Origin of the sequence: Telluria sp. B2 (genome assembly GCF_051789535.1) — a bacterium.
Classification (GTDB): domain Bacteria; phylum Pseudomonadota; class Gammaproteobacteria; order Burkholderiales; family Burkholderiaceae_D; genus Telluria.
Genome location: NZ_CP196525.1, coordinates 2,534,513 through 2,555,802 on the forward strand (window position 1 = coordinate 2,534,513; position 21,290 = coordinate 2,555,802).

Consider the following 21,290-nt stretch of genomic DNA (forward strand, 5'->3'; position numbering starts at 1 on the left):
CCCGCGATCAACTTGACTTGAACACCAATGCGCCAACGCGCTGCAACTTGGCGTGGACCACGGGCACGGTGAGCATGGTGCTGGCAACGGCCATCAGGAGCAGGGCCGTGAAGGTTTCGCTGGTGATGATGCCCTTGTCCAGCAGGATGTTGACGAAGATGATCATGATCAGCGCCTTGGTCTGCAGCAGCCAGCCGATGATGGACGCTTCGCCCTCACCCCACCCGAGGATTTTACCGGCGATGTGGGTGCCGGCCAGCTTGCCGCTCACCGAGGCGAGCAGTAGTACCGCGGCGACGAGGAACACCGCCGGGCCTCCCATCGCCCAGTTGGTGCGCAAGCCGGTGGAGAGGAAGAACACTGGCATGATGGCCAGCAGCACGTGATGACGCATCAAATCCATCGTCTTCTGGTCGAACCATTCCGCGTCCATGACCGCACCTGCCAGGAAGGCGCCAACTATGTAGTGCAGTCCGGCCCAGTCGGCCGCGAAGGAACAGGCCGTCAGCCAGATCAGGCTGAGGTACCAGCGGTCGCGTTCCTGTAACTTGACCATCAGTTTACGGAACAACACGGTGGCGAGGGCGAACACCGCCAGGAACCCGAGCTGACGTCCGACCCGATCCCAATCGAGCAGGATCAGGGCCAGCACGCCCCAGATCGCGATATCGTCCAGGCTTGCATAACGCAGGATGCGTTGCCCGATCGGCCGGCGCAGGATCTCCAGTTTCTCCATGAGCAGAATCAGGATCGGCAAGGCCGTGACGGCGCACGCCATGCCGACGCCCAGCACGAATTGCCAACTTGCGGCCTTGGGACCGATCCAGCCGGCGTAGCCCAGCATGCCGAGCGCGGCAACGCAGCCAAACACCAGCGGGGTTCCCAGCGCGAGCGATGCAGTGATCATGCTCTCGCGGCGGTGCGCCCAGGCCGCTTTCAGGTCGAGTTCGATGCCAGCAATCATCACGAAGATCATCACGGCCCACCAGGCAATACCGTTGAGCGACTGGATGACCTCGGGATTGAACACAAAGTCATAGTATTCCGGATATGCCTTACCTAGGATGCCCGGCCCGAGCAGGATGCCGGTGATGATCTGCACCACGACGAGCGGGGCGTAGTAGTCCGTGTCGCCCAAACGCCAGATCAGGTAGGGAATGCTGACAATGATCGCCATGGCGATCAGAAAAATTTCGGTCGTGCCCATTACTGCGTGCATATCGTGTCTGGCTGATGTGGTAATTCGAGTAGGCGAGGGGCGAGTATGGTGTGCTTTTTCAAATCCTGGCAAGAAAAAATTGCGATGGTGTAACGCGACCGCGTCAAGACCCATCAATTACCCGCAGCCCAGCAAATCCTTAATCCTGCCTTAATCCGCAGTGCATAGCATTGCTATCCGCTACAGAAACTTGCTCGTACTAAACATGCGGCCCCGGTCAACATTGGGAGGCCACGCCGCATCCGCAGCGCTCTCTCTGTGCGAACCCGATGAACTTGTCTGCGCCGTACTGGCGCAGTCCATTACGCATTCCAAATCATGCCCATCACTATCGGACTACTGCTCGCGCTGAGCTTTACCGCATCGCTTGCCGCGCTCGGCTTCCTGATCTGGGCCATCGCACGCCGCCAGTTCGCGTTGTCGCAGAGCGATGCCTCCACGATCTTCGAGCCGGGCGAAACCGGCGCCCCCGACGACACCACCGCCTTCGGCCGCGCGCCGGCCGATTCCCATGCCCACCGTTTTGACGTGATCCGCGAGCGCATCGACGTCGCCGGGCGCCGCACCGTCCTCTTGATGGCGGCCGTGGCCGCGTTCTGGCTGGTGCTCGGCTCGATGTTCGGCGTGATCGCCTCGCTCAAGCTGCACCTGCCTGACTGGCTGGTGGACCATGCGCCGCTGACCTTCGGCCGCATGCGCACCATGCACCTGAACCTGGTGGCCTATGGCTGGCTGTCGGTGGCCGGCATCGCCTCGGCGCTGTGGATCGTGCCGCGCATTTTCCATACGCCCCTGCGTTACCCGCGCGTCGCCATGTTCGGCGCCATGGTCTGGACCATCGGCGTCGCCATGGGCGTGACCGCCATCGCCCTCGGCCATACCCAGGGCGTCGAGTGGCTGGAGATTCCCTGGCAGATCGGGCTGCTGCTCGCGGTCGGCGGCGCCTGCCTTGCCTTCCCGCTGGTGATGACGGCGCGCCACCGCAAGTCGCACCACATCTACGTGTCGGGGTGGTATTTCCTGGGCGGCCTGGTATGGTTCCCGGTCCTGTACTTCATTGCGAACCTACCGGGCCTGCACGCCGGCGTCCAGCAGGCCACGGTCAACTGGTGGTTCGCGCACAACGTGCTCGGCCTGTGGCTGACCCCACTCGGCGTGGGGACGGCCTACTACCTGATCCCGAAGATCGTCGGCCAGCCGGTGTATTCGTACAGCTTGTCGCTGCTCGGCTTCTGGGGCCTGGCGCTGTTCTACAGCCAGGTCGGCATCCACCACCTGATCGGCGCCCCGGTGCCGACCTGGCTGGTAACGCTGTCGATCGTCCACAGCGTCATGATGTTCATCCCGGTGATTGCCGTGGCGATCAACCAGCACACCACGGTGGCCCGCAATGCGTGGGCATTGAAGCAGTCGGTGGCGCTGCGCTTCGTGGCGCTGGGCGCGCTGATGTACACGCTGTCCTCGTTCCAGGGCTCGCTGCAGGCGCTGCGTCCGGTGAATTCGATCACCCACTTCACGCACTACACGGTCGGCCATGCCCACCTGGGCGCCTACGGCTTCACCAGCATGGTGCTGTTCGGGGCCTTTTACTACATGCTGCCTTACCTGACCGGCCGCGACTGGCCGTGGCCACGCCTGCTCAAGCTGCACTTCTGGCTGGTGGTGGGCGGCTTCTCGGTGTATTTCTTCGCCGTGTCGATCGGCGGCTGGCTGCAGGGCATGGGCCTGCTCGAACCGGGACGCTCGTTCGAAGCCGTGACGCGCGCCACGATGCCTTACCTGGAGGCGCGCTCGCTCGGCGGCACCCTGATGACCCTGGGCCACCTCGTGTTCGCCTTCCATATCGCCGCCCTCCTGATGGGCAAGGGCACCCAGCGTACGGCCATTGCGGGCCAGACGCCGGAAACCGCCACCGCCGGAGCATGACCATGAACCGCCTCATTCCGATTTTCGTCGGCGCCATCGCCATCCTCGCATTCGCGACCCTGATGCTGGTGGTGATCCCCGGCGCGCAGATCCGCGACCAGGTCCCCGCACCGGGGCTGGCCGACTACACGCCGCAGCAGCTGGCCGGGCGCCAGCAGTACATCAACCAGGGCTGCGTCTACTGCCACAGCCAGCAGCCGCGCGCGGCCGGCCAGACCCTGGCCGACTTGTCGAAAGGCTGGGGCCGGGCCCCGACCTCGGCCGACTTCGCCTATGACCGTCCGCACCAGCTGGGCACCATGCGCACCGGCCCCGACCTGCTCAATGTGGGCGCGCGCCTGCCGAGCCGCGACTGGCACCTGACCCACCTGTACCAGCCGCGCGCGATCTTCGGCTGGAGCATCATGCCGGCCTATCCTTACCTGTTCGAACGCAAGAAGCAGGCGGCGCCGGGCGACGTCGTCGTCAAGCTCCCGCCGGAATACCAGCCGCAGGGGGAGGTGGTGGTGGCGCGCCAGGAAGCGCTCGACCTTGCGGCATACCTTCAAGGTCTCAACCGTACTTATCCGGCAGCGCCGGCGGGCCAGGCCGTCCGTGACGAAGGCTATGCATTGTCGAAGGGAGAACAGCGATGAACAAGAACGATCCGGCCAAGAACCCGGCAGCGCCGCAGGTCGACGAAGCCTTCGACCCATGGGAGCGGACGCGCCCGATTCCCCTGTTCGTGGTCGCGCTGGTGTTCGCGCTGGCATTCTGGGGCTTGCTCACCTACGTGTCGGAGTACCAGGCGCAACGCCGCGGGCAGCAGCAGAACCAGCACAGCGCCACGACGGCGGCGGTGGCCGTTGCAGCGGCGCCGCCAGGCGTGGTGCGCGGCCTGGCCGACGCCGACCCGGCAACCCTGCAGGCGGTGAGCGCCGGCACGGGCCAGGCCTGGAGCTGCGCTTCCTGCCACGGCGCCGCCGGCGAGGGAAGTCTCAGCACGCCGCGCCTGGCCGGCCAGCCCGCCGCCTATCTCGCCAAGCAGCTGGAAGACTTCCGCTCCGGCCTGCGCCACAACGAATCGATGGCCTTCGTGGCGCGCGCCCTGAGCGATGAGGACATCGCCAAGCTGGCGCGCTACTACGCCGGCATCGAACTGCGCGCCACGCTGGCGCCCAGCCTGGGCGGTAACCTGGAACGCGGCAAGCTGATCGCCGAGAAGGGCGACTGGAAATCCAACGTGCCGGCCTGCTTCCAATGCCACGGCATGAACGGCGAGGGCGTCGCGCCCGGCTTTCCCGCGCTGGCGGGCCAGCAGCCCGACTACATCTTCGCCCAGTTGACTGCCTGGCACGCGGGAGAGCGCAAGAACTCGCCGCAAAAGCTGATGGACGACGTCGCGCGACGCATGAATCCGGACGACATGCGCGCCGTGTCGGACTACCTCGGCTCGATGCCGGCACCGGCGATGTCGGCCCGGGCAGGTGCCACTTCCACCCCATCGCTGTGATGGCAATGCGCTCTTGAGACAAGATATGAACGACGCGAAGAAAACCACGACCAAGTCACCGTATACCCTGGGCAGCACGGCCCGCCGCATGGCCGCGGCGGCCGGAGGCGGCCTGGTGCTGTTCGCCTTCGGCGCCCTGGTGGTCCAGACCGGAGCCTGGCAGCGATTCCAGACGATGGCCGGATTCACCCCTGATACGCCGGCGCCGGCGCTCACGCGCGAGGCAGCCGAGGCGAAAGCGCGCCAGGAGATGCTCACCGCACGCGCCGAGCGCAAAAAGGACAAGGAAGGCAAGGTGGCCGCACCACTGCAGCCGACCGGTCCGGACGGCTACTTCGTACCGCCGCTCGAATCCGAAATGCCGGATGGTCCGGAGGGCGACGCGATCCGGCGCGGCCGCGATATCTTCATCCACACGCCGCAGTATGCCCAGCGCTACGTCGGCAACAGCATGGCCTGCGCCCAGTGCCACCTCGACGCAGGCCGCCGCGAGAACTCGGCGCCGATGTGGGCGGCCTACGTGCAGTACCCGAAATACCGGGCCAAGAACAACAAGGTCAACACGCTGGAAGAGCGCATCAACGGCTGCTTCAACTATTCGATGAATGCCCAAGCCTCCGAGGCCGGCAAGGCGCCGCCGCCGGGCGACGACATCTACAAGGACCTGATGATCTACATGTACTGGCTCGCCGACGGCGCACCGAACGGCGAGCAGATGCGCGGCGGGGGCTACATCAAGGTCAAGGAGACCCCGCAGGGCTACGACCATGCGCGCGGCGCCAAGGTCTACGCGCAGAATTGCGCGCTGTGCCACGGCGACGACGGGCAGGGCCGCAAGGACGAGAGCGGCAAGCTGCGTTTCCCGCCGCTGTGGGGGCCGGAAGCCTACAACTGGGGCGCCGGCATGGCACGGATCGACACCGCGGCCGGGTTCATCAAGGCCAACATGCCGCTTGGTAAGCCGTACAGCCTGTCGGACCAGGATGCGTGGGATGCGGCGGCCTACATCAACAGCCATGAGCGGCCGAAGGATCCGCGCCAGACCGGGACCATCGAGGAGGCACGCATGCGTTTCCACAAGGATGAGAAGAGCTACTACGGCAAGGAAGTGAACGGCAAGATCATCGGCGTTGGCGTGGCCCGCGCCACCCCAGTCGCCGCGACGAAGGGCTGAGGCGGTGAACCTGGCCTTCGCCGGCATCGACCGGGATGCGCTGCGCCGCGCCGGCCGCATGGTCGTCAGCATCGACGGCATGTGGTGCGCCAGCTGCGCGCTGGCGGTCGAACGCACGATCGCGCGTTCGCCCGGCGTGACCGCGGCCAGCACCAGCTTTGCCGGCGGCTCGGCGCTGGTGCGCTGGGACCCGGACCGGATCGACCTCGACGAATTGTTTGCCCGGGTCGAACGGCTCGGCTACGGCATTGTCCCGCTGGTCGAGTCCCAGGAGATGGAACGGCAGATCGACGCGCAGGCACGAGCAGTCTGGATGCGGCTGGCGGTGGCCGGCTTCTTCGGGATGTGGAGCATGCTCGGATCGGTGGCGCTGTATCTCGATGCCGAGTTGGCGGCCTCGCAAGCCGGATGGTGGATCGCGCTCACTTCCTGCCTGGCCGCGCTGCCGGTCGTGACCTGGTCGGCTCTGGCCTTCTACCGCGCCGGCTGGCGGACCTTGCGTGCAGGCGTGCCCGGCATGGATGCACTGGTGTCGACGGGCGTGCTGGCGTCCTGCCTTCTGTCCGGATGGTCGCTGCTGCGCGGCAGCGCCGACGTGTATGCGGACACCGCGACAATGCTGGTGAGTTTCCTGCTGTGCGGGCGCCTGATCGAACTGCATGCCCGGCGCCGCAACTCGGTGGCGGTCAATGCGCTACGCCAGGCGGTACCGGAAACGGTGCGCCGCATCGGCGTCAATGGCGTCCCGGCGGAAGAGCCCGCGCACCGGGTCGGTCCCGGAGATCTTGTGCTGGTTCACGCGGGCGAGCGCGTGGCGGTCGACGGCACCGTCGTCGAAGGTGAAGGCGAGGTCGATGCGGCGATCGTGAGCGGCGAGTCGGCCCCCTTGCCGGTGGCGCCCGGCGACAGCATCGTCGCCGGTTCCATCAACCTGTCGTCGCGGCTGGTGCTGCGCGTCGACCAGCCCTGGGGCCAGCGCTTCATCGACCGCATCGGCGTGCGCATGCTTGAGCTGCTCGGCACCAAGAGCGCCGCCGCGATGCAGGCCGAGCGCTTTGCGCGCTGGCTGGTGCCGGCCGCGCTGGTGCTGGCGGCGGCCAGTTTCACGTTTAGCTGGGCCGCCAGCGGCGATCCTGTGCAGGCCGCCCTGCGTGCCCTGTCGGTACTGGTCGCTGCCTGTCCCTGCGCGGTCGGGCTGGCCCTGCCGCTGGCGTATGCCGCCTCGACCGCGAGCGCGGCGCGCCAGGGGATCCTGCTGCGCGACCCTGCGTCGCTCGAAGCCCTGGCCAACGTCCGCGAGATCCTGTTCGACAAGACCGGTACCCTGACCGAAGGCATGCTGGAGGTGCGCGAGGTGCTGGGCTCGCAGCACGCCGTCGCGGCCGAGGTGTTTGCCCTCGCGGCGCGGGCGGAAGCGGACATTGCGCACCCGGTGGCGCGCGCGATCCGCTCGGCGGCCGAAGCTGCAGGCAGCAGCGACAGCGGCGGCGATGGGCTGGTGCAGCGTCATGCGCGGGGCTGCACCTGGCGCAGCCGCGATGGACAGGACACAGTACTGGTGGGCAGTGCAGGCTTCGTCGAAGAGCAGGGCGTGGCCTTGCCGGCAAGTGCACCGGCAAACTGCACCAGGGTTGAAGTCGTGCGTAACGGGATGTGGATCGGGGCCATCCTGTTGCAAGACCGCATACGCGAAGACGCCGCGCGCGCCCTGCGTTCGTTTGCGGAGGCAGGAATAAGCACCCGCCTGGTTACCGGAGACAGTGTGGCTGCTGCGGCTCCGGTCGCAGAAGCGGTCGGCCTTGGGCCGGACCAGGTCCATGCGCATTGTTTGCCCGAGGACAAAGTGAAGGTCCTCGAGCGTGCCAGCAAGCCCGCGGTGTTCGTCGGCGACGGTGTCAATGACGCACTTGCCCTGGCTGCTGCCGAATGTGGCGTCGCAGTGCAGGGCGCCACTCCGGCCGCCGTTGCGACGGCAGGGGTGGTCATCGCGACCGGCGGGGTGGAGCAGGTAGCCGCAGCCTGGCGGCATGCACGCCGAACCGTCGGGGTAGTGCGCCAGAACCTGGCGTTCTCGATGGTGTATAACGTGGCTGTGCTGGCGCTGGCCTCGAGCGGCATGGTGACGCCGGTTGCCGCCGCTTGCGCCATGCTGGCCAGCAGCCTGAGCGTCATGCTGAATTCGGGACGGCTGCTTTCCGGGAGGAGTGCGCGATAGCGCGCCTGAACCAGGACTGCGCTATTCGGCAGGAAAGGCGAGGTGCGCGGCCAGCCCGCCGCCCTCGCGGCGTTCGAGGTTCCAGCTCCCGTCGTAGCGCGCGACGATCGCCTTGACGATCGAGAGGCCCAGGCCACTGCCCTGGCCACTGCCTTTGCGCCAGAAGCGCTCTCCTGCCTTGCCGATCTCCGCCTCGCTCATGCCGCTGCCCTGGTCTTCCACCGCGAAACCCGCCATCCCGCCATGCTGCACGATCCGCAGCACGACCGCCGCCTCGGCATCGCCGTAGCGCAGCGCGTTGTCGAGGATGTTGCGCAGCGCCGTCACGGCCAGGGATGCGGGTATGCGCAGGGCGCGCGCCGCGCCGCCTTCGTCGCGAATGCAAACCCTGGCGACCTGCTGCGCCGGAAGCTGATTGACGACCTGCTCGGCGATTGCACCGGCCTGCAGGCGCTCGTCGTCGTCGAATGACATCGAACCCTCGACGCGCGCCAACATCAGGAGCTGGTTGATGATGCCCTGCAGGCGACTGACTCCACGTTCGGCCTGCTGCAGCGCGACCGCGGTGTCCGGTCCGTCGCCACTCATGCGTGCGACCTGGAGATGGGTTTTCACGGCGGTGAGCGGCGTGCGCAATTCGTGCGCGGCGTCGCCGGTGAAGCGCCGTTCGCGCTCGATGGTGCGTTCGATCCTGGCCAGCAAACCGTTGACGGTGGCTACCAGCGGGGCGAGTTCACGCGGCAAGTCCTGCTCGGGCAGCGGGTGGAGCGCGCCGGGCTCGCGCGATTCGAGGGCAACGCGGATCCGTTCGAGCGGGCGCAGCCCATGGCGGACGGCGAACCATAGCGCGACCAGGGTCGCCCCCATGGCGACCAGGAAGGGCACGAAGGTGGCGAACGCGATATTCCGGAACAGCTGCTGGCGGCGCTCCACCTTGTCCGCGGTCGTGATGCGCATCCCGTTGTGCTCGATGGTGTAGCTGCGCCATGTAACGCCATCGATGACACGGGTGCGGTAGCCGGGCGCCACCAGGCCGAGGCGTTCAGGGCTGTTCTCGGTGCGGCCCACGATGCCGCCCCGCAGCAGCCGGATCTCGCAGGCCACGTTGTCGGTGCGGACCAGGTAGGGGATCGGGCTGGAACCGCGCGAGCCTGGCTTCACCGAAAGATGGGGCGAGTCGGCAATCAGCGCGGCGACCATGCGTGCCGATGCAGCGAGCCGCTCGTCGAGTGCGTCGCGGAACTCGTCGCGCAGGTCGACCAGCGTCCAGACCGAGGACAGGGTCCAGAACAGCGCGAACGAAGCGCCGATCGTGACCAGCAGGCGCAGGCGCAGCGTCTTCATGCGCCCGCCTTGCCGAGCCGGTACCCGAGGCCGCGCACGGTCTCCACGATGTTCGGGCCGAGCTTGCGGCGCAGGTGGTAGATGTGGACGTTCAGGGCATTGCTCTCTACACCATCGCCGAGCCCATACAGGCTGTCCTTGACCTGGTCGGCACTGAGGATGCGCTGGCCGCTGTTGAGGAGGGCCTGGAGCAGCGCCAGCTCGCGCCGCGACAGTTCGACCGGGTTCCCGTCCAGCGTCACTACCTGGGTGCCCGGATCGAAGGCAAGCGGACCATGCTCGATGCGGTCGACGCTGCGGCCGGCACTACGCCGCTGCAGCGCATGCAGCCGTGCGACCAGTTCGTCGAGCTCGAAGGGTTTCACGAGGTAATCGTCGGCGCCGCTGCGCAGGCCGGCCACCTTGTCCTGTACGTCGTCGCGCGCGGTCAGGACCAGCACCGGCCAGTCCTTGCCCGCGCCGCGCCAGCGCTTGAGCAGCGTGAGCCCGTCCGTATCCGGCAGTCCGAGATCGAGGAGGAGGACGTCGAAGCGGCCGGTCTGCACGGCCATTTCCGCTTGCGAGGCATTGGCGACATGGTCGGCTCCGATTCCAGACAGGCGCAAGCCGGCAAGAATGCCGCTGGCGACAAGTTCGTCGTCTTCGATGACGAGTACACGCATGGCTAACCCGGGTAGTAAAAGCAGGAACCGCGATCTTACCGCTTTAGGGTTATGCCGCGATTAACGGAATGCCGGACCGGGTCTCCTGGCGATTCGGCTGATTCGTTAATGTGGTGCTAATCGGCAAGGAATAGGATGAAGCATTCGCCAAGCGCTGTGCGGGCCCATTCGGGCCCGTCCGGGCAGGCACCATGCAAGAAAGCACAACACCATGACTATCACCCTCGGACCGCTCGCCTTGCCCGGGCAACTGCTGGTCATCTTTGCAACGATCATCCTCGGCTCTGCCATCGGCAACCGGGTTGCAGCCGCGCGGGGCGTAAAGGCCGAGGGCTCGCTCTGGCTGATCATCGCCGGCGGGGTACTCGTTGCGCGCATCGCCTTTGTTGCCCGTTACTGGCCGCTCTACGCGGAAGAGCCATGGCGGCTGGCGGACCTGCGCGACGGTGGGCTGGCGCCTGTCGCGGGCTTTACGGCGGCCCTCGTCATCGGCGCCATCCTGGCATGGCGCAGGGTCGACCAGCGTGCGGCGATCGTCAGCGCCGTATGGGCTGGTCTCGTCATCTGGATCGGCGGGAATGGGCTGCTTCGCATGACCACCGAGCGCCAGGTCTTGCCCGAGGTGACACTGACCGATCTCGACGGGCGCGCCGTTCCATTGGCCGCGTTTGCCGGCAAGCCCATGGTTGTCAACCTGTGGGCGAGCTGGTGTCCCCCATGTAGGCGAGAAATGCCCGCGCTGGGCAAGGCGCAGCGAGAAGCGAGCGACCTGAATTTCGTGTTCGTCAATCAGGGCGAGGATAGTGCTGCGGTACGGGCCTACCTGAAGACCGAGGGCCTGCCGTTGCGAAACGTGGTGCTCGACCCCGGCGGAGAACTTGCCAAGGCAGCTGGCGCCCCGGGTCTGCCGACCACGCTGTTCTTCGACGCGAACGGAATACTCGTCGACAAGCGAATGGGCGAGGTATCGAGCGCCACGCTGGCCGAACACCTGACCGTCCTGCGCGGCAAGCGCTGAACCGAAAAGCGTGCGATAGCGACATCAACAAACGACAGGAGAAAGCGTATGGTTTTCTTATCCCGGACGGTATTTGGATTTCACCAGTGGCTGCGTGCGCTGCTGCTGGCCCAGCTTGCCGCGGTGCTACTTGCAGCCTCCGGCAGCGCGGCGGCGGCCGACGATGATTTCCTGCCCCCTGAGCAGGCATTCCGCTTCGCCGCCTACATGGTCGACGGACAGACAGCTGAAGTGCGCTTCGACATCGCGCCGGGCTACTACATGTACCGCGAGCGCTTCGCATTCGAAGCCGGGCAGACCCGGCTTGGACAGCCTGCCTTCCCGGCCGGCGAGAAGCACTTCGACGAGACCTTCCAGAAGGAGATGGAAACCTACCGAGGAATCGTCAAGGTGCGTATTTCCGTGGACGGGAACGGAAGTTTCACCTTGAAGACCACCTCGCAGGGCTGCTCCGACAAGGGCTTGTGCTACCCGCCGATGGCATCGACCGCGGTCCTGGCCGCTGCCGGGCCGGCGGGGTCGTCCTCGACCGCGGCGGCGCAGGCAAGCCCTCAGCCGGCCGCTGCCGCGCCGGACAGCACGCTATCGAATGACGACGATAGCGGACGCATCGAACGTGCATTGAGCAGCCGCGAGCTGGCGGTCATCGTCCCGATGTTCCTGCTGTTGGGCCTTGGCCTGTCGTTCACGCCCTGCGTCCTGCCGATGTTGCCGATCCTTTCCTCGATCATCGTCGGTGACAAGGGTTCCGCGTCGCGTGTGCGTGGCCTGGCACTGTCGGTGTCGTATTCGCTCGGCATGGCAATCGTGTACACCGCGATGGGCGTGGCGGCGGGGCTGGCGGGCGAAGGACTGGCGGCGGCACTGCAGAATGCCTGGGTGCTGGGCGCGTTCGCCCTCCTGATGGTCGTGCTGGCCTTGCCGATGTTCGGCGTGTTCGAGCTGCAGATGCCGGCGGTGATCCAGTCGCGCCTGGCGGGGGCGTCCAACCGGCAAGGGGCGGGCACCCACGCCGGTGTGTTCGCAATGGGCGCCATCTCGGCGCTGATCGTCGGGCCCTGCGTCGCCGCCCCGCTCGCGGGCGCGCTCGTGTACATCAGCCAGACCAAGGATGCCTTCATCGGCGGCAGCGCGCTGTTCGCCATGGCTGCCGGCATGAGCGTGCCGCTGCTGCTGGTCGGGGCCTCGGCGGGCACACTGCTCCCGCGCGCCGGTGCCTGGATGGTTGGCGTCAAGCGCTTCTTCGGCGTACTGATGCTCGGTACCGCCTTGTGGATCGCAGCGCCGGTCCTGCCGTCGCGGGCCCTGATGCTGGGATGGGGCCTGCTGGGCGCCGGCTATGCGGCCTCGCTGCTGCTGCCACGACCGCGCCGGCCGTTCGCGGTAGCGGCCGGCCTGGTCGCAGGGGTGCTCGGCCTGACCCAGTTGGCAGGGCTGGCCGCCGGCGGCAGCGATCCATTGGCGCCGTTTGCTACGGCCGAGGCGCATGGAGAGACTCCGTTCCAGCGCGTCCGTTCGGTCGAGGAGCTCGACGCCATCCTGGCCAGGAGTCCCGGCAAGACCGTCATGCTCGACTTCTACGCCGACTGGTGCGTGTCCTGCAAGGAGATGGAGCGTTTCACCTTTTCCGATCCGCGGGTGCAGGAACGCTTCGGCCGGATGCTCCTCCTCCAGGCCGACGTGACCGCCAACAATGCGGCCGACCAGGCCCTGCTCAAGCGATTCGGCCTGTTCGGGCCACCAGGAATCATCTTCTTCAGCCCTGACGGCCGCGAACTCGGCGGCACCCGGGTGATCGGCTACGAAGATGCCGATGCCTTCCTCGCTTCGCTGCGCAAGGCCGAGACCGCGCAAACGGGCGCCCAACCTTGAATAACACCTTCCCCATTGGAGACAACATGCAGGCTTACAAACTCGCGCTTCCAGCCATGGTCATCGCCGCGCTCGCAGCAGCACTCATCAACACGGGGGCGCTTGCCGCCCAGCAGACCCCGCCGGCGCTCGCGCGCGCCGTCGACGCCGGCGTCAAGGTGGTGAAGCAGTTCCCGGCGGCCTCCGGGCTCACGGGCTGGGTGCTGTCCCAGGGAGCACGCCATTCCCTGGTGTATACCACGGCGGACGGGAAGACCTTGGTAGCGGGAGCGCTGATCGACGAGCGCGGACAGAACCTGTCGGCCCAGTACGAAGATATGTACATCCCCCAGCCGGATTTCGCAGCCGCTTACGCGCAGCTGGAGAAATCGGCTTTCATCGCCGAAGGCAGCATCAAGAATCCAAAGAGCGTCATCTACGCCTTTGTCGACCCGAATTGCCCATATTGCCACTTCATGTGGCGCGCAGTGCAGCCATACGAAGCGGCAGGGCTGCAGGTGCGCTGGATTCCGGTCGCGACGCTTGGCCCGACCAGCATGCCGAAAGCGATCGAAGTACTGGCAGCGCCCGACAAAACCGCAGCGTTCCGGCGCATGGAGGAAAACCACGGCAAGCCGTGGAAGCCGGACGCTGGCAAGACCGAGCAGTCGCACCCGTCGGTGGCGGCGTCGATCCGCCGTAACGGAGAGCTGATGGATGCCTTCGGCATAGCTGGCACCCCTGGCGTGGTCTGGCGTGACAAGCAGGGCAAGGTCCAGGTGAAGAGCGGGATGCCGCGTCTGTCGGAGCTTCCGTCCATCACGGGCTTGCCCGAACAACGGGTGACCGACCCGGCACTGGCCAAATTCAAGTGATGGGGCAAGGTTTGAAAAGGCATCCGTTCCCAATGAACGCAGGGCTTTAAATGGGTTAGAGGATCCTGCGCCTCGTGCGCTGCACTTGATGCCTCATCGGTCAATTCAGCCTGTTTCTTCTACCGAAGACGCAGGCTGAGCGCGTTCGTCCATTGCTTGCAAAGGGATGTTGCGCAGCCGCATCACTTCCCGATCCGCAGCCCACGTTAGCAATAATTTCCTTCTGGAACTTTCAGTTTCCTCGGATAATTTTCCTAACTGCTGTGCATACAGTCGATCAGAAATCAAATGAGGAACGGATGAAACTTCGGAACAAGATGGCCCTGTGCATGGCCATTGTCTTTGTGTTGTTCGCGATCGCGTTGGCCGTCGCGATCTCGGGAATGCGCGATGCGACAGCGCGATTCGGCAACTTTGTGGACCAGGACCAGGCTTTCCTGGCCGAGGCGAACACGATGTACGCGCAAGGACTGCAGATGGGGCAGGCGCTCCGCAATGTTGTCCTCGCACCGGATAACGAAACCGGCTACAAGAACCTGGCGGCTGCGCGCAAGGACTTCGACAGCGCCCTGAAATCCGCCCGTGCAGTTGCGGGTAAGGATGCCGCTGCAGATACGGCGCTCACCAGGTTGGAAACCCTGCAACAGCAGCGCGCAGAAGTGCAGGACCGCATCCTTGGACTCGTGAAAACCGATGCCGCTTCCGGCGTCGTCATCCTGAATGGCGAGGAAACCCCGGTGTGGCGTGAAATGCGTGGCGAACTGCTGAAGATCCTGAAGGAAAAGAACGCGGCGGCAGAACAGGTCAAGACCGAACTGGTGACGCGTACCCAGACCATGTTCGCGGCCAGCCTGGCGCTCGCCGCCTTCGCCATCGTCGCCGGCGGCGCCGTCGCATTCTGGCTCACCCGCAGCATTACCCGCCAGCTTGGCGGCGAGCCGGACTATGCGGCGAGCATCGCGGGTTCGATCGCGGCCGGCGACCTGACCGTGCAAATCGCCCTCGATGACGAGCGCAACCAGACGAGCCTGATGTTCGCGATGCGCCAGATGCAGCACAGCCTGGCGACCCTGGTGCAGAAGGTTCGCGACGGTACCGACACGATCACGACCGCGTCAGGTGAGATCGCGGCGGGCAACCTGGACCTGTCGGCGCGCACCGAAGAGCAGGCCAGTTCGCTCGAGGAGACGGCGGCCTCGATGGAGGAACTCACCAGCACCGTGCAGCAGAATTCGGAGAGCGTCCGACATGCCAACGAACTGGCCACGACGGCGTCGGAAGTCGCGCTGAAGGGCGGTCAGGTTGTCGAGGAGGTAGTCGGCACGATGGGCGCGATCAACGAGGCCGCCAAGCGCATCGCCGACATCATCGGCGTCATCGACGGGATCGCATTCCAGACCAATATCCTGGCGCTGAATGCGGCAGTGGAAGCGGCACGCGCGGGCGAGCAGGGACGCGGTTTCGCGGTCGTCGCATCCGAGGTCCGTAACCTGGCGCAGCGCAGCGCCGCGGCGGCCAAGGAAATCAAGGCGCTGATTGGCGATTCGGTGGGCAAGGTCGATGCGGGTAGCAAGCTCGTCAATGTCGCGGGCGATACCATGACCGAGGTCGTCGCCAGCGTGAAGCGCGTCACCGACATCATGGCCGAGATCACGCTCGCCGGACAGGAACAGAGTGCCGGGATCGCGCAGGTCAACCAGGCCATCGCACAAATGGACCAGGTCACGCAGCAGAATGCGGCGCTCGTCGAAGAAGCCGCCGCGGCGGCCGACTCGATGCAGGCGCAGGCGCAGGAGCTGCTGGCGGTCGTCAGCACCTTCAAGCTCGCCCCGGCGCAGGCCGGACATCCGCTGCGCCTGGACGGTGGGGCTTCGCATACGTCCCGTCTGGCACTGCCAGCGATGGCGGGCTAGTCGGTTGCTGCGGATTGAGCCGGCCACCGGTCAGCGCTTGGCCCTCGTGCCAGGCGCTGCGAGCATCTCCAGGCGGCTGTCGAGGCCCTCACGGTCGAGCTCACCCATGTGACGCAGGAACAGGCGGCCATCCTTGCCGTAGAAGAGCGTCGTCGGCATGGCAAACGATCCGGTACGGCGGCCCAGCTCCCGGGCGCGATCGGTCAGTACGTTGTCGAGATCCAGCTTCTGCTGCGCCAGGAACGCCCTGATCGTCGCCGCGTCCTCGCCTTCGTTGACGAAGACGAAGGTGATGCCGGGGTGGCGCTTCTGGGCATCCTGCAGCGCAGGCATCTCGCGCCGGCACGGCGGGCACCAGGTTGCCCACAGGTTGACCACCATCGGCTTGTCCGTCAGAGTCCGTAGTTGCACCGGTGTGCCGTCGAGCCGGCGCAGCTCGACCAGGGGCACCGGCGTGCTGGGCGGTCCGAAATCGAGCATGGCGATGGCGCCGCCGATCCAGACCACGCCCGCGCTCAGGACCGCGGCGAAGACCGGCCGGCGCGGCGTGTTCGTCCTGGCCGTCAGGTGCGCGCCGAGCATGAATGCCACCAGCACGCCGGCCGTGTCCGAGAACCCGCCGTCGCTGACAGCCAGGATCGAGAGCGGCTCGGCGGCGTACTCCGGTGCGTTCTGGAGCACGAACGTGATCCGGGCGGCGACCAGGCCACCCAGGATCGTCTTCCACACCACCGGCCAGCTGTGCCAGCCGCGCCTGCGCCGGTACCACCAGCTCACTGCAGCGCTGGCCACGATGGCCAGCGCCGGTATTGCCCACCTGCCTACGTCGAATTCGTCCACCACTCCTCCTGAAAGGACAGTCTGGCATGACCGTCGTACAGCGGCCGCGTCATGCGCTTCGGGACCGCTTACCAGGGAATGCTAAAGTGCGTGGATTAATGCAGCATTAGCAATCGAACGCGGCTGTATCGTGGCGGCAGCGCGCGCCGAAAACCTCATCGGTCTTCTATACTGCGGGCACCGAGGGCACGTGCGCCCTTGTCTTCAGAAGGAGAAGCCGCATGATCTTCCGACAGCTTTTTGAGCCCTTGTCTAGCACCTACACCTATCTGATCGGCTGTCCGGAGACCGGGCAAGCAGTATTGATCGATCCTGTGATTGTGACCATCGATCGTGACCTAGAGGAGCTTCGGCGCCTGGGGCTGACACTTGCATACAGCATCGATACCCATGTCCACGCCGACCACATCACGGCGGCGCTGGAGCTGAAGAACAAGGTGGGGAGCCGAATTGCAGCGCCAGCAGCGGAACGCGTTGACTGTGCGGATGTTCAGCTGGAAGAGGGGACCCCTTTCAAGGTAGGCTCCATGGAATTCCAGCCCCTGCACACGCCGGGCCATACGTCGGGGCATTTCGCCTACGTGCTCGGGGACCGCGTCTTCACGGGCGACGCCCTGTTGATCGAAGCTTGCGGACGAACCGACTTCCAGCAGGGCGATTCGGATGCGCTCTACCACAGCGTGCGTGGCAAGCTGTTTGCGCTGCCCGACGAAACGCTCGTCTATCCGGCGCATGATTATCAAAAAAGGTGGGTGTCTTCCGTCATGCAGGAAAAGGAACGCAATCCTCGCCTTGGTGCAGACCGCTCGATCGAGGAGTTCCGGCAGATCATGGCGGGGCTCAACCTGCCATACCCGAAGTTTATCGACTATGCGGTCCCCGGCAATAAGCAATGCGGTGTATGTCCGTCTGATCTGCCGGAGAATCTCAGCAAGTACTGCCAGCAGATGACCGAGAGTCCGCAAGGATAGTCAGTCGATATAGGGTCGGGCGACCGATGTATGGCATTGGAAAACACCGACGAATGACGTGGCAGCCTGGCGACGAGAAGCAGATTCACTCCCGGTGTTCGTGGGGCTTCACGAATGGTGCTCGCACATTCGTTTCAACATCAGTGCCAGGTCGCGGAACGTTCGGAAAAGGAGCGTAGCCCCAGGCGACGGAACCAGTAGTGAACCGTTTGATAGGGCGGAAAATCATTCGGTAGCAAGCGCCATTCGCAGACCGAACGGAAGCGAATGGTCGAGGTGCACAGTTTAGTAGCCGCTCTTGTCACCAATGCTTAGGTGTACACAGGTAGCCTTCGCGATATGTAGCTCTTCCCCGTTGTCCACCCAGACTTTAAACGCATTCGGCAATGGCTGAGTGCCTACGATTACGAAAACAATTCCTGATAACGCCGGCTTAGCTGCGATGGCGTAGTCGCGCGCGAGGCGCCTGTCCTCTCCTGAAGGAGAGGGGTGAGGCTCGGGATGCGTGTGCCAAATGCCAACGCAGTGCAGGCCCTGCTTGAAGAGCTCAGCACGTTCGGCGTATGCCGACTTCGGGTCGAACTGAACTCGACCTCGACTTGCACGTCGCGGTTCTAACAGGGTCGCGTGTTCAACGACGACCGATGAGCTAGTCAGGTCACGAGTGTAGAGCTGGCCAACGGCTTCGCAAGACGCAAATTTCGTCTGGGCGTTTGCGCACATGATAGAGGCCGCTGCTGGAGCAAACTCGAGACTCCAATGTGCGCCTTCAAGTTGGAATTCCATGCGCTCATGCATTTTGGAGCACATCCGTAAGCATGCGCGTCAGCATTATTCCGTCGCGAGGGCCTCCTTGGACAGGGACGATAGCTCTGGTCGAAATTGGAACGCCGAGCGAATCAAAGAACGCTTGAGAACGAATTGAACTCCACACCGTCGATGTGACCAGGCCGTTGTCCAGAATGTCTAGGATGCGCTCTGCGGAGAAGCCGGCAGCCTGCAAGACATCTGCACTTCCATAAGGGTGGAAACCTTCACTACAAGCGGGGAGATTCACACGCATCTGCGCCGCGGAGTAGTCCGCGGCATTGACTCGAGTGCTGGCAGGGTCACTTGCCGGCCAAGGCTCACGCGCAACTGTCGCAACAACATGCGTCGCTGCACAGTGGGGTTCGACCCATGCGTGAACGACGGGAGTATCCCCAAGCAGCGCAGCACGTACATGAGCTAGGAAGATGCGTACAGACGACTCCGCGGTCAGGTCTATGACGAGGTCATATTTGCCCGGCTTGCAGTTCTCTGCACACCAAGTGCGCGCGTCTCCAGGGTAACCGCGCACCTCTACGTCTGGGATCTCTTTTCTGATGCGGGCAGCCATCTCCGACGCTTTACCCTTAAGGATGGATGACATCCCAAGTAGGTGGCGCGACACGTTCTCAGGGCCGAACACTTGCGCGTCAACGATGTCGATGGCGCCGACGCCTGCGCGCGCGAGGACATCGATAATTGGACTTCCAAGAGAGCCTGTGCCTAGCGCAAGGACATGTTTCCCCTGACGCCGGCTGAAAGCCGATGTGGAATAGTCCCGTGTCAGTGACCAGGTCGGGTCAACCCGGACGATTTTGATGGGGGCCGCGTGCGGGAGCGTTACTAGCGACACTATCGACTGCGAAATCTGGTAGCCGTACAGTTCCCTGCCATGACAGAACACGACCAGTAAAGGCTTCGTGCCAATTCCAATCTTGTCGCTCTTCGATGGTTTTACCGCCTCTTCCGAGGTATCGACCCATCCTTTGTCTGAAAGCCATTCCGCAATCGAATGGTGCGACTGTGTGATAGAGCGAACCAGCTTTTCAAGCTCATGGAAGTTCTGCGGCCACGTGAGCGGACTCCATCGGAACTCTTCCGGAAGCCGCACGAACACGGCGCTACCTTTAACAAGAGTTCCCGAGCTGAATCCATGCCGGTTCGCTAGTTCAACGGGATCTGTTTCACCAAGGGTGACAACTTGAGTCTGGATGCGCCGGCTACGGCTCCCCTTTGGAGCAAACGCCGCGATTTCGCCTTCGGTCCATTCGTCGACATCGACCATATTTACCAAGGTCGTGCGCGGCCGAGGGCGTCCTTGAGGAGACTTCTGTCGCTGGTTGCAAAACCGGTTCCAGTACGACAAGCGCTCAGCATGCAGTTCTTTTTCTCGCCACTCGGCGTTTGATGAGCGCTGTAGTAGCTCGGTCTTGAACCGCGTGATTGCCCTAATGACCGCTGCAATCGGTCGGTCGAAGTCTGACGGCTGACATACCTCATCGAGACAAACCCGGCCATCTTCCTCCACATGCGGCAACTGCAAACACAGTTCAGCTGCCACATAAAGTTCGCAAGGTACTGCGGGGAAAAGTGCACCAAGCCGGATGCGGGCGCTTTCGATTGGGTACCCCTCTTCGCGCAGGTCCAGTTCCCACTCAAGAGTCGTCGAAGCACTGCTGCGCTTGAGTTTGGTCGCAAACGAACTTCCGACACCGTCGAGCCACGACTCGACGGTGCGTACTGCATCAGGGAAACGAAACACTGGCACCCGGATTTATCCCAAGGTGTCGGCCGAGCCAGGTTTGATAGGCGCAGTCGGATTCGACAGTGGGCCCGCGCTGGCGAGCAAGCCGTCCATGATGTTAGCCTTCGGCCGACTCGCTTTCCATGCTTCGACACCCACGCCGCCGAAGACTTCGCGAATGTCTGCTTCAGGCGCGGTCTTGACGCCGTTATGAAGCAGCTTATCGAGGTCGGCTTCGAGACGGGTGTGCCAGCGCTTGAATTCAGTAGCTCGAGCACCTGCGTCGGTATTCCAGCGGTCGGCAAAATTTTCGAGCGGGAGCTTCGGGTTAGGTATCTGGTATCGGATACCGTTGTGCCCAATGTAGTTGGGCATCATCTCGACAAGCTTGAGAACTACTTCCAGCGGTGAACGGAAGCTTGCCCGCTGGGTGCGGATGAGCTCTTCGTAGGCTCGCGTTACCAGGGTGACGATGATGATGGAAATGGGTTGAGCCGCCTTGCGCTTTTCGTCCGCGAACCAGTACATATTGTCGCGGTGGAGCTTCATCAACTGGACCGTACGGCGCAGGATGTCGTCGAGGCCGACGGGTTCATCTGGTAGAGGTTCGACGTTTGAGCGTGCGACCAGCCCTTCGCTTTTCAGGAACGGCGTCGCGAAGATGAATCGTTGTTCTGCATGCTTGCAGAACCACTCAGCAAACTCGCCTGGATTTGTAGGTGCCCAATCCGTTTCCGGGTCGCGAACGCGCAAGCTGCCGCCTGCATAGCTGGCACCTCGCACAGCGGGCGTCACATCAAAGTAGAAGGGCTTCCCAGGATAACCCAGACGCCAGCAGCGACGCTTTTCTTCACGCTTTCCCGTAACCTCTTCGTTACCGTCCAGCGCCTCACCAAAACGCTGAAACATCGTCTCTGGCGGAAGCGCATCGTATCCAGGGCCAGCCAGCTCGACGAAGATATCGATGTCGAATTTTACGGGGTGACGCGGGCTGATGGTGGTTTGCGTACGCATGGACCCTTGCGGCGAGACGATAACGTCATGACGCGGCAAGCGCAGCTTTTCAGCAATCGAGTCACCAAGAATTTCGTATTCATCCTCAGCCTCGGCTCTATCTGTTGCGTTGAGCTCGAGGCGTCGCAATAGTGAGCTGATGAGCTGCTCCCACTGCTGCTCTTCCTGGCGTACGATGAGCGAATCAACGATGCGTTTCGACAAAGTTAGCGATGTTGTCATGTT

At 64.2% G+C, this 21,290-nt stretch carries 17 protein-coding genes; 10 read left to right on the top strand and 7 right to left on the bottom strand.

The window, feature by feature from the left end; all coding sequences use genetic code 11:
* Window positions 1–7: 7 nt before the first annotated feature.
* Entirely contained in the window at window positions 8–1,207 is a 1,200-nt protein-coding gene (locus ACSUZJ_RS11350) for a cation:proton antiporter (protein WP_499416136.1), read from the bottom strand.
* Between the two features lie 330 nt (window positions 1,208–1,537).
* Here ACSUZJ_RS11350 and ACSUZJ_RS11355 point away from each other — a divergent pair, with 330 nt between their 5' ends.
* From ACSUZJ_RS11355 to ACSUZJ_RS11375, 5 genes are read left to right on the top strand one after another with little or no spacing between them, the layout of a single operon-like run.
* Complete coding sequence (locus ACSUZJ_RS11355; RefSeq protein ID WP_499416138.1) at window positions 1,538–3,145, top strand: cbb3-type cytochrome c oxidase subunit I; 1,608 nt, start codon at window positions 1,538–1,540, stop codon at window positions 3,143–3,145.
* A gap of 2 nt (window positions 3,146–3,147) precedes the next feature.
* The gene (locus ACSUZJ_RS11360) at window positions 3,148–3,780 is read left to right on the top strand and encodes a cbb3-type cytochrome c oxidase subunit II (RefSeq protein WP_499416140.1); all 633 of its coding nucleotides are present in this window, start codon (window positions 3,148–3,150) and stop codon (window positions 3,778–3,780) included.
* Entirely contained in the window at window positions 3,777–4,637 is an 861-nt protein-coding gene (locus ACSUZJ_RS11365; RefSeq protein ID WP_499416142.1) for a c-type cytochrome, read from the top strand. Before ACSUZJ_RS11360 ends, ACSUZJ_RS11365 begins: the two co-directional genes overlap by 4 nt.
* A 25-nt stretch (window positions 4,638–4,662) precedes the next feature.
* A complete protein-coding gene (locus ACSUZJ_RS11370; RefSeq protein WP_499416144.1) occupies window positions 4,663–5,811 on the top strand; it encodes a c-type cytochrome in 1,149 nt (382 codons plus the stop codon).
* A gap of 4 nt (window positions 5,812–5,815) precedes the next feature.
* The gene (locus ACSUZJ_RS11375) at window positions 5,816–8,026 is read left to right on the top strand and encodes a heavy metal translocating P-type ATPase (RefSeq protein WP_499416146.1); all 2,211 of its coding nucleotides are present in this window, start codon (window positions 5,816–5,818) and stop codon (window positions 8,024–8,026) included.
* 21 nt (window positions 8,027–8,047) lie between these two features.
* Here the strand turns inward: ACSUZJ_RS11375 and ACSUZJ_RS11380 are convergent, their stop codons facing one another.
* Complete coding sequence (locus ACSUZJ_RS11380; RefSeq protein WP_499416148.1) at window positions 8,048–9,370, bottom strand: ATP-binding protein; 1,323 nt, start codon at window positions 9,368–9,370, stop codon at window positions 8,048–8,050.
* Window positions 9,367–10,032 carry a response regulator gene (locus ACSUZJ_RS11385; RefSeq protein WP_499416149.1) on the bottom strand — a complete coding sequence of 222 codons (666 nt, stop codon included), beginning with the start codon at window positions 10,030–10,032 and terminating at the stop codon, window positions 9,367–9,369. The genes ACSUZJ_RS11380 and ACSUZJ_RS11385 overlap by 4 nt, the downstream gene beginning before the upstream one ends.
* 211 nt (window positions 10,033–10,243) lie before the next feature.
* On the opposite strand from ACSUZJ_RS11385, the gene ACSUZJ_RS11390 reads away from it, so the two are divergent.
* The 4 genes from ACSUZJ_RS11390 (at window position 10,244) to ACSUZJ_RS11405 (ending at window position 15,689) form a co-directional block, all read left to right on the top strand.
* Window positions 10,244–11,050: a redoxin family protein gene (locus ACSUZJ_RS11390; RefSeq protein ID WP_499416151.1), complete on the top strand. Its 807-nt coding sequence runs from the start codon at window positions 10,244–10,246 to the stop codon at window positions 11,048–11,050.
* A gap of 48 nt (window positions 11,051–11,098) precedes the next feature.
* The gene (dsbD, locus tag ACSUZJ_RS11395) at window positions 11,099–12,922 is read left to right on the top strand and encodes a protein-disulfide reductase DsbD (RefSeq protein ID WP_499416153.1); all 1,824 of its coding nucleotides are present in this window, start codon (window positions 11,099–11,101) and stop codon (window positions 12,920–12,922) included.
* Window positions 12,919–13,776, top strand: a complete 858-nt coding sequence (gene dsbG / locus ACSUZJ_RS11400; RefSeq protein WP_499416155.1) for a thiol:disulfide interchange protein DsbG — start codon at window positions 12,919–12,921, stop codon at window positions 13,774–13,776. Before dsbD ends, dsbG begins: the two co-directional genes overlap by 4 nt.
* A gap of 299 nt (window positions 13,777–14,075) precedes the next feature.
* Window positions 14,076–15,689 (top strand): methyl-accepting chemotaxis protein, encoded by a 1,614-nt coding sequence (locus ACSUZJ_RS11405; protein ID WP_499416157.1) that lies wholly within the window; start codon window positions 14,076–14,078, stop codon window positions 15,687–15,689.
* Window positions 15,690–15,719: 30 nt separating this feature from the next.
* Here the strand turns inward: ACSUZJ_RS11405 and ACSUZJ_RS11410 are convergent, their stop codons facing one another.
* Window positions 15,720–16,529: a TlpA family protein disulfide reductase gene (locus ACSUZJ_RS11410; RefSeq protein WP_499416159.1), complete on the bottom strand. Its 810-nt coding sequence runs from the start codon at window positions 16,527–16,529 to the stop codon at window positions 15,720–15,722.
* 221 nt (window positions 16,530–16,750) lie between these two features.
* Between ACSUZJ_RS11410 and ACSUZJ_RS11415 the strand changes: the two genes are divergently transcribed.
* Window positions 16,751–17,500 (top strand): MBL fold metallo-hydrolase, encoded by a 750-nt coding sequence (locus ACSUZJ_RS11415; protein WP_499416161.1) that lies wholly within the window; start codon window positions 16,751–16,753, stop codon window positions 17,498–17,500.
* A 285-nt stretch (window positions 17,501–17,785) separates the two neighbouring features.
* On the opposite strand, the gene ACSUZJ_RS11420 is transcribed toward ACSUZJ_RS11415, so the two are convergent.
* From ACSUZJ_RS11420 to ACSUZJ_RS11430, 3 genes are read right to left on the bottom strand one after another with little or no spacing between them, the layout of a single operon-like run.
* Window positions 17,786–18,310 carry a Mov34/MPN/PAD-1 family protein gene (locus ACSUZJ_RS11420; RefSeq protein ID WP_499416163.1) on the bottom strand — a complete coding sequence of 175 codons (525 nt, stop codon included), beginning with the start codon at window positions 18,308–18,310 and terminating at the stop codon, window positions 17,786–17,788.
* Window positions 18,291–20,075: a ThiF family adenylyltransferase gene (locus ACSUZJ_RS11425; RefSeq protein ID WP_499416165.1), complete on the bottom strand. Its 1,785-nt coding sequence runs from the start codon at window positions 20,073–20,075 to the stop codon at window positions 18,291–18,293. Before ACSUZJ_RS11425 ends, ACSUZJ_RS11420 begins: the two co-directional genes overlap by 20 nt.
* A gap of 6 nt (window positions 20,076–20,081) precedes the next feature.
* Window positions 20,082–21,287, bottom strand: a complete 1,206-nt coding sequence (locus tag ACSUZJ_RS11430) for a nucleotidyltransferase domain-containing protein (protein WP_499416167.1) — start codon at window positions 21,285–21,287, stop codon at window positions 20,082–20,084.
* Window positions 21,288–21,290 lie beyond the last annotated feature (3 nt).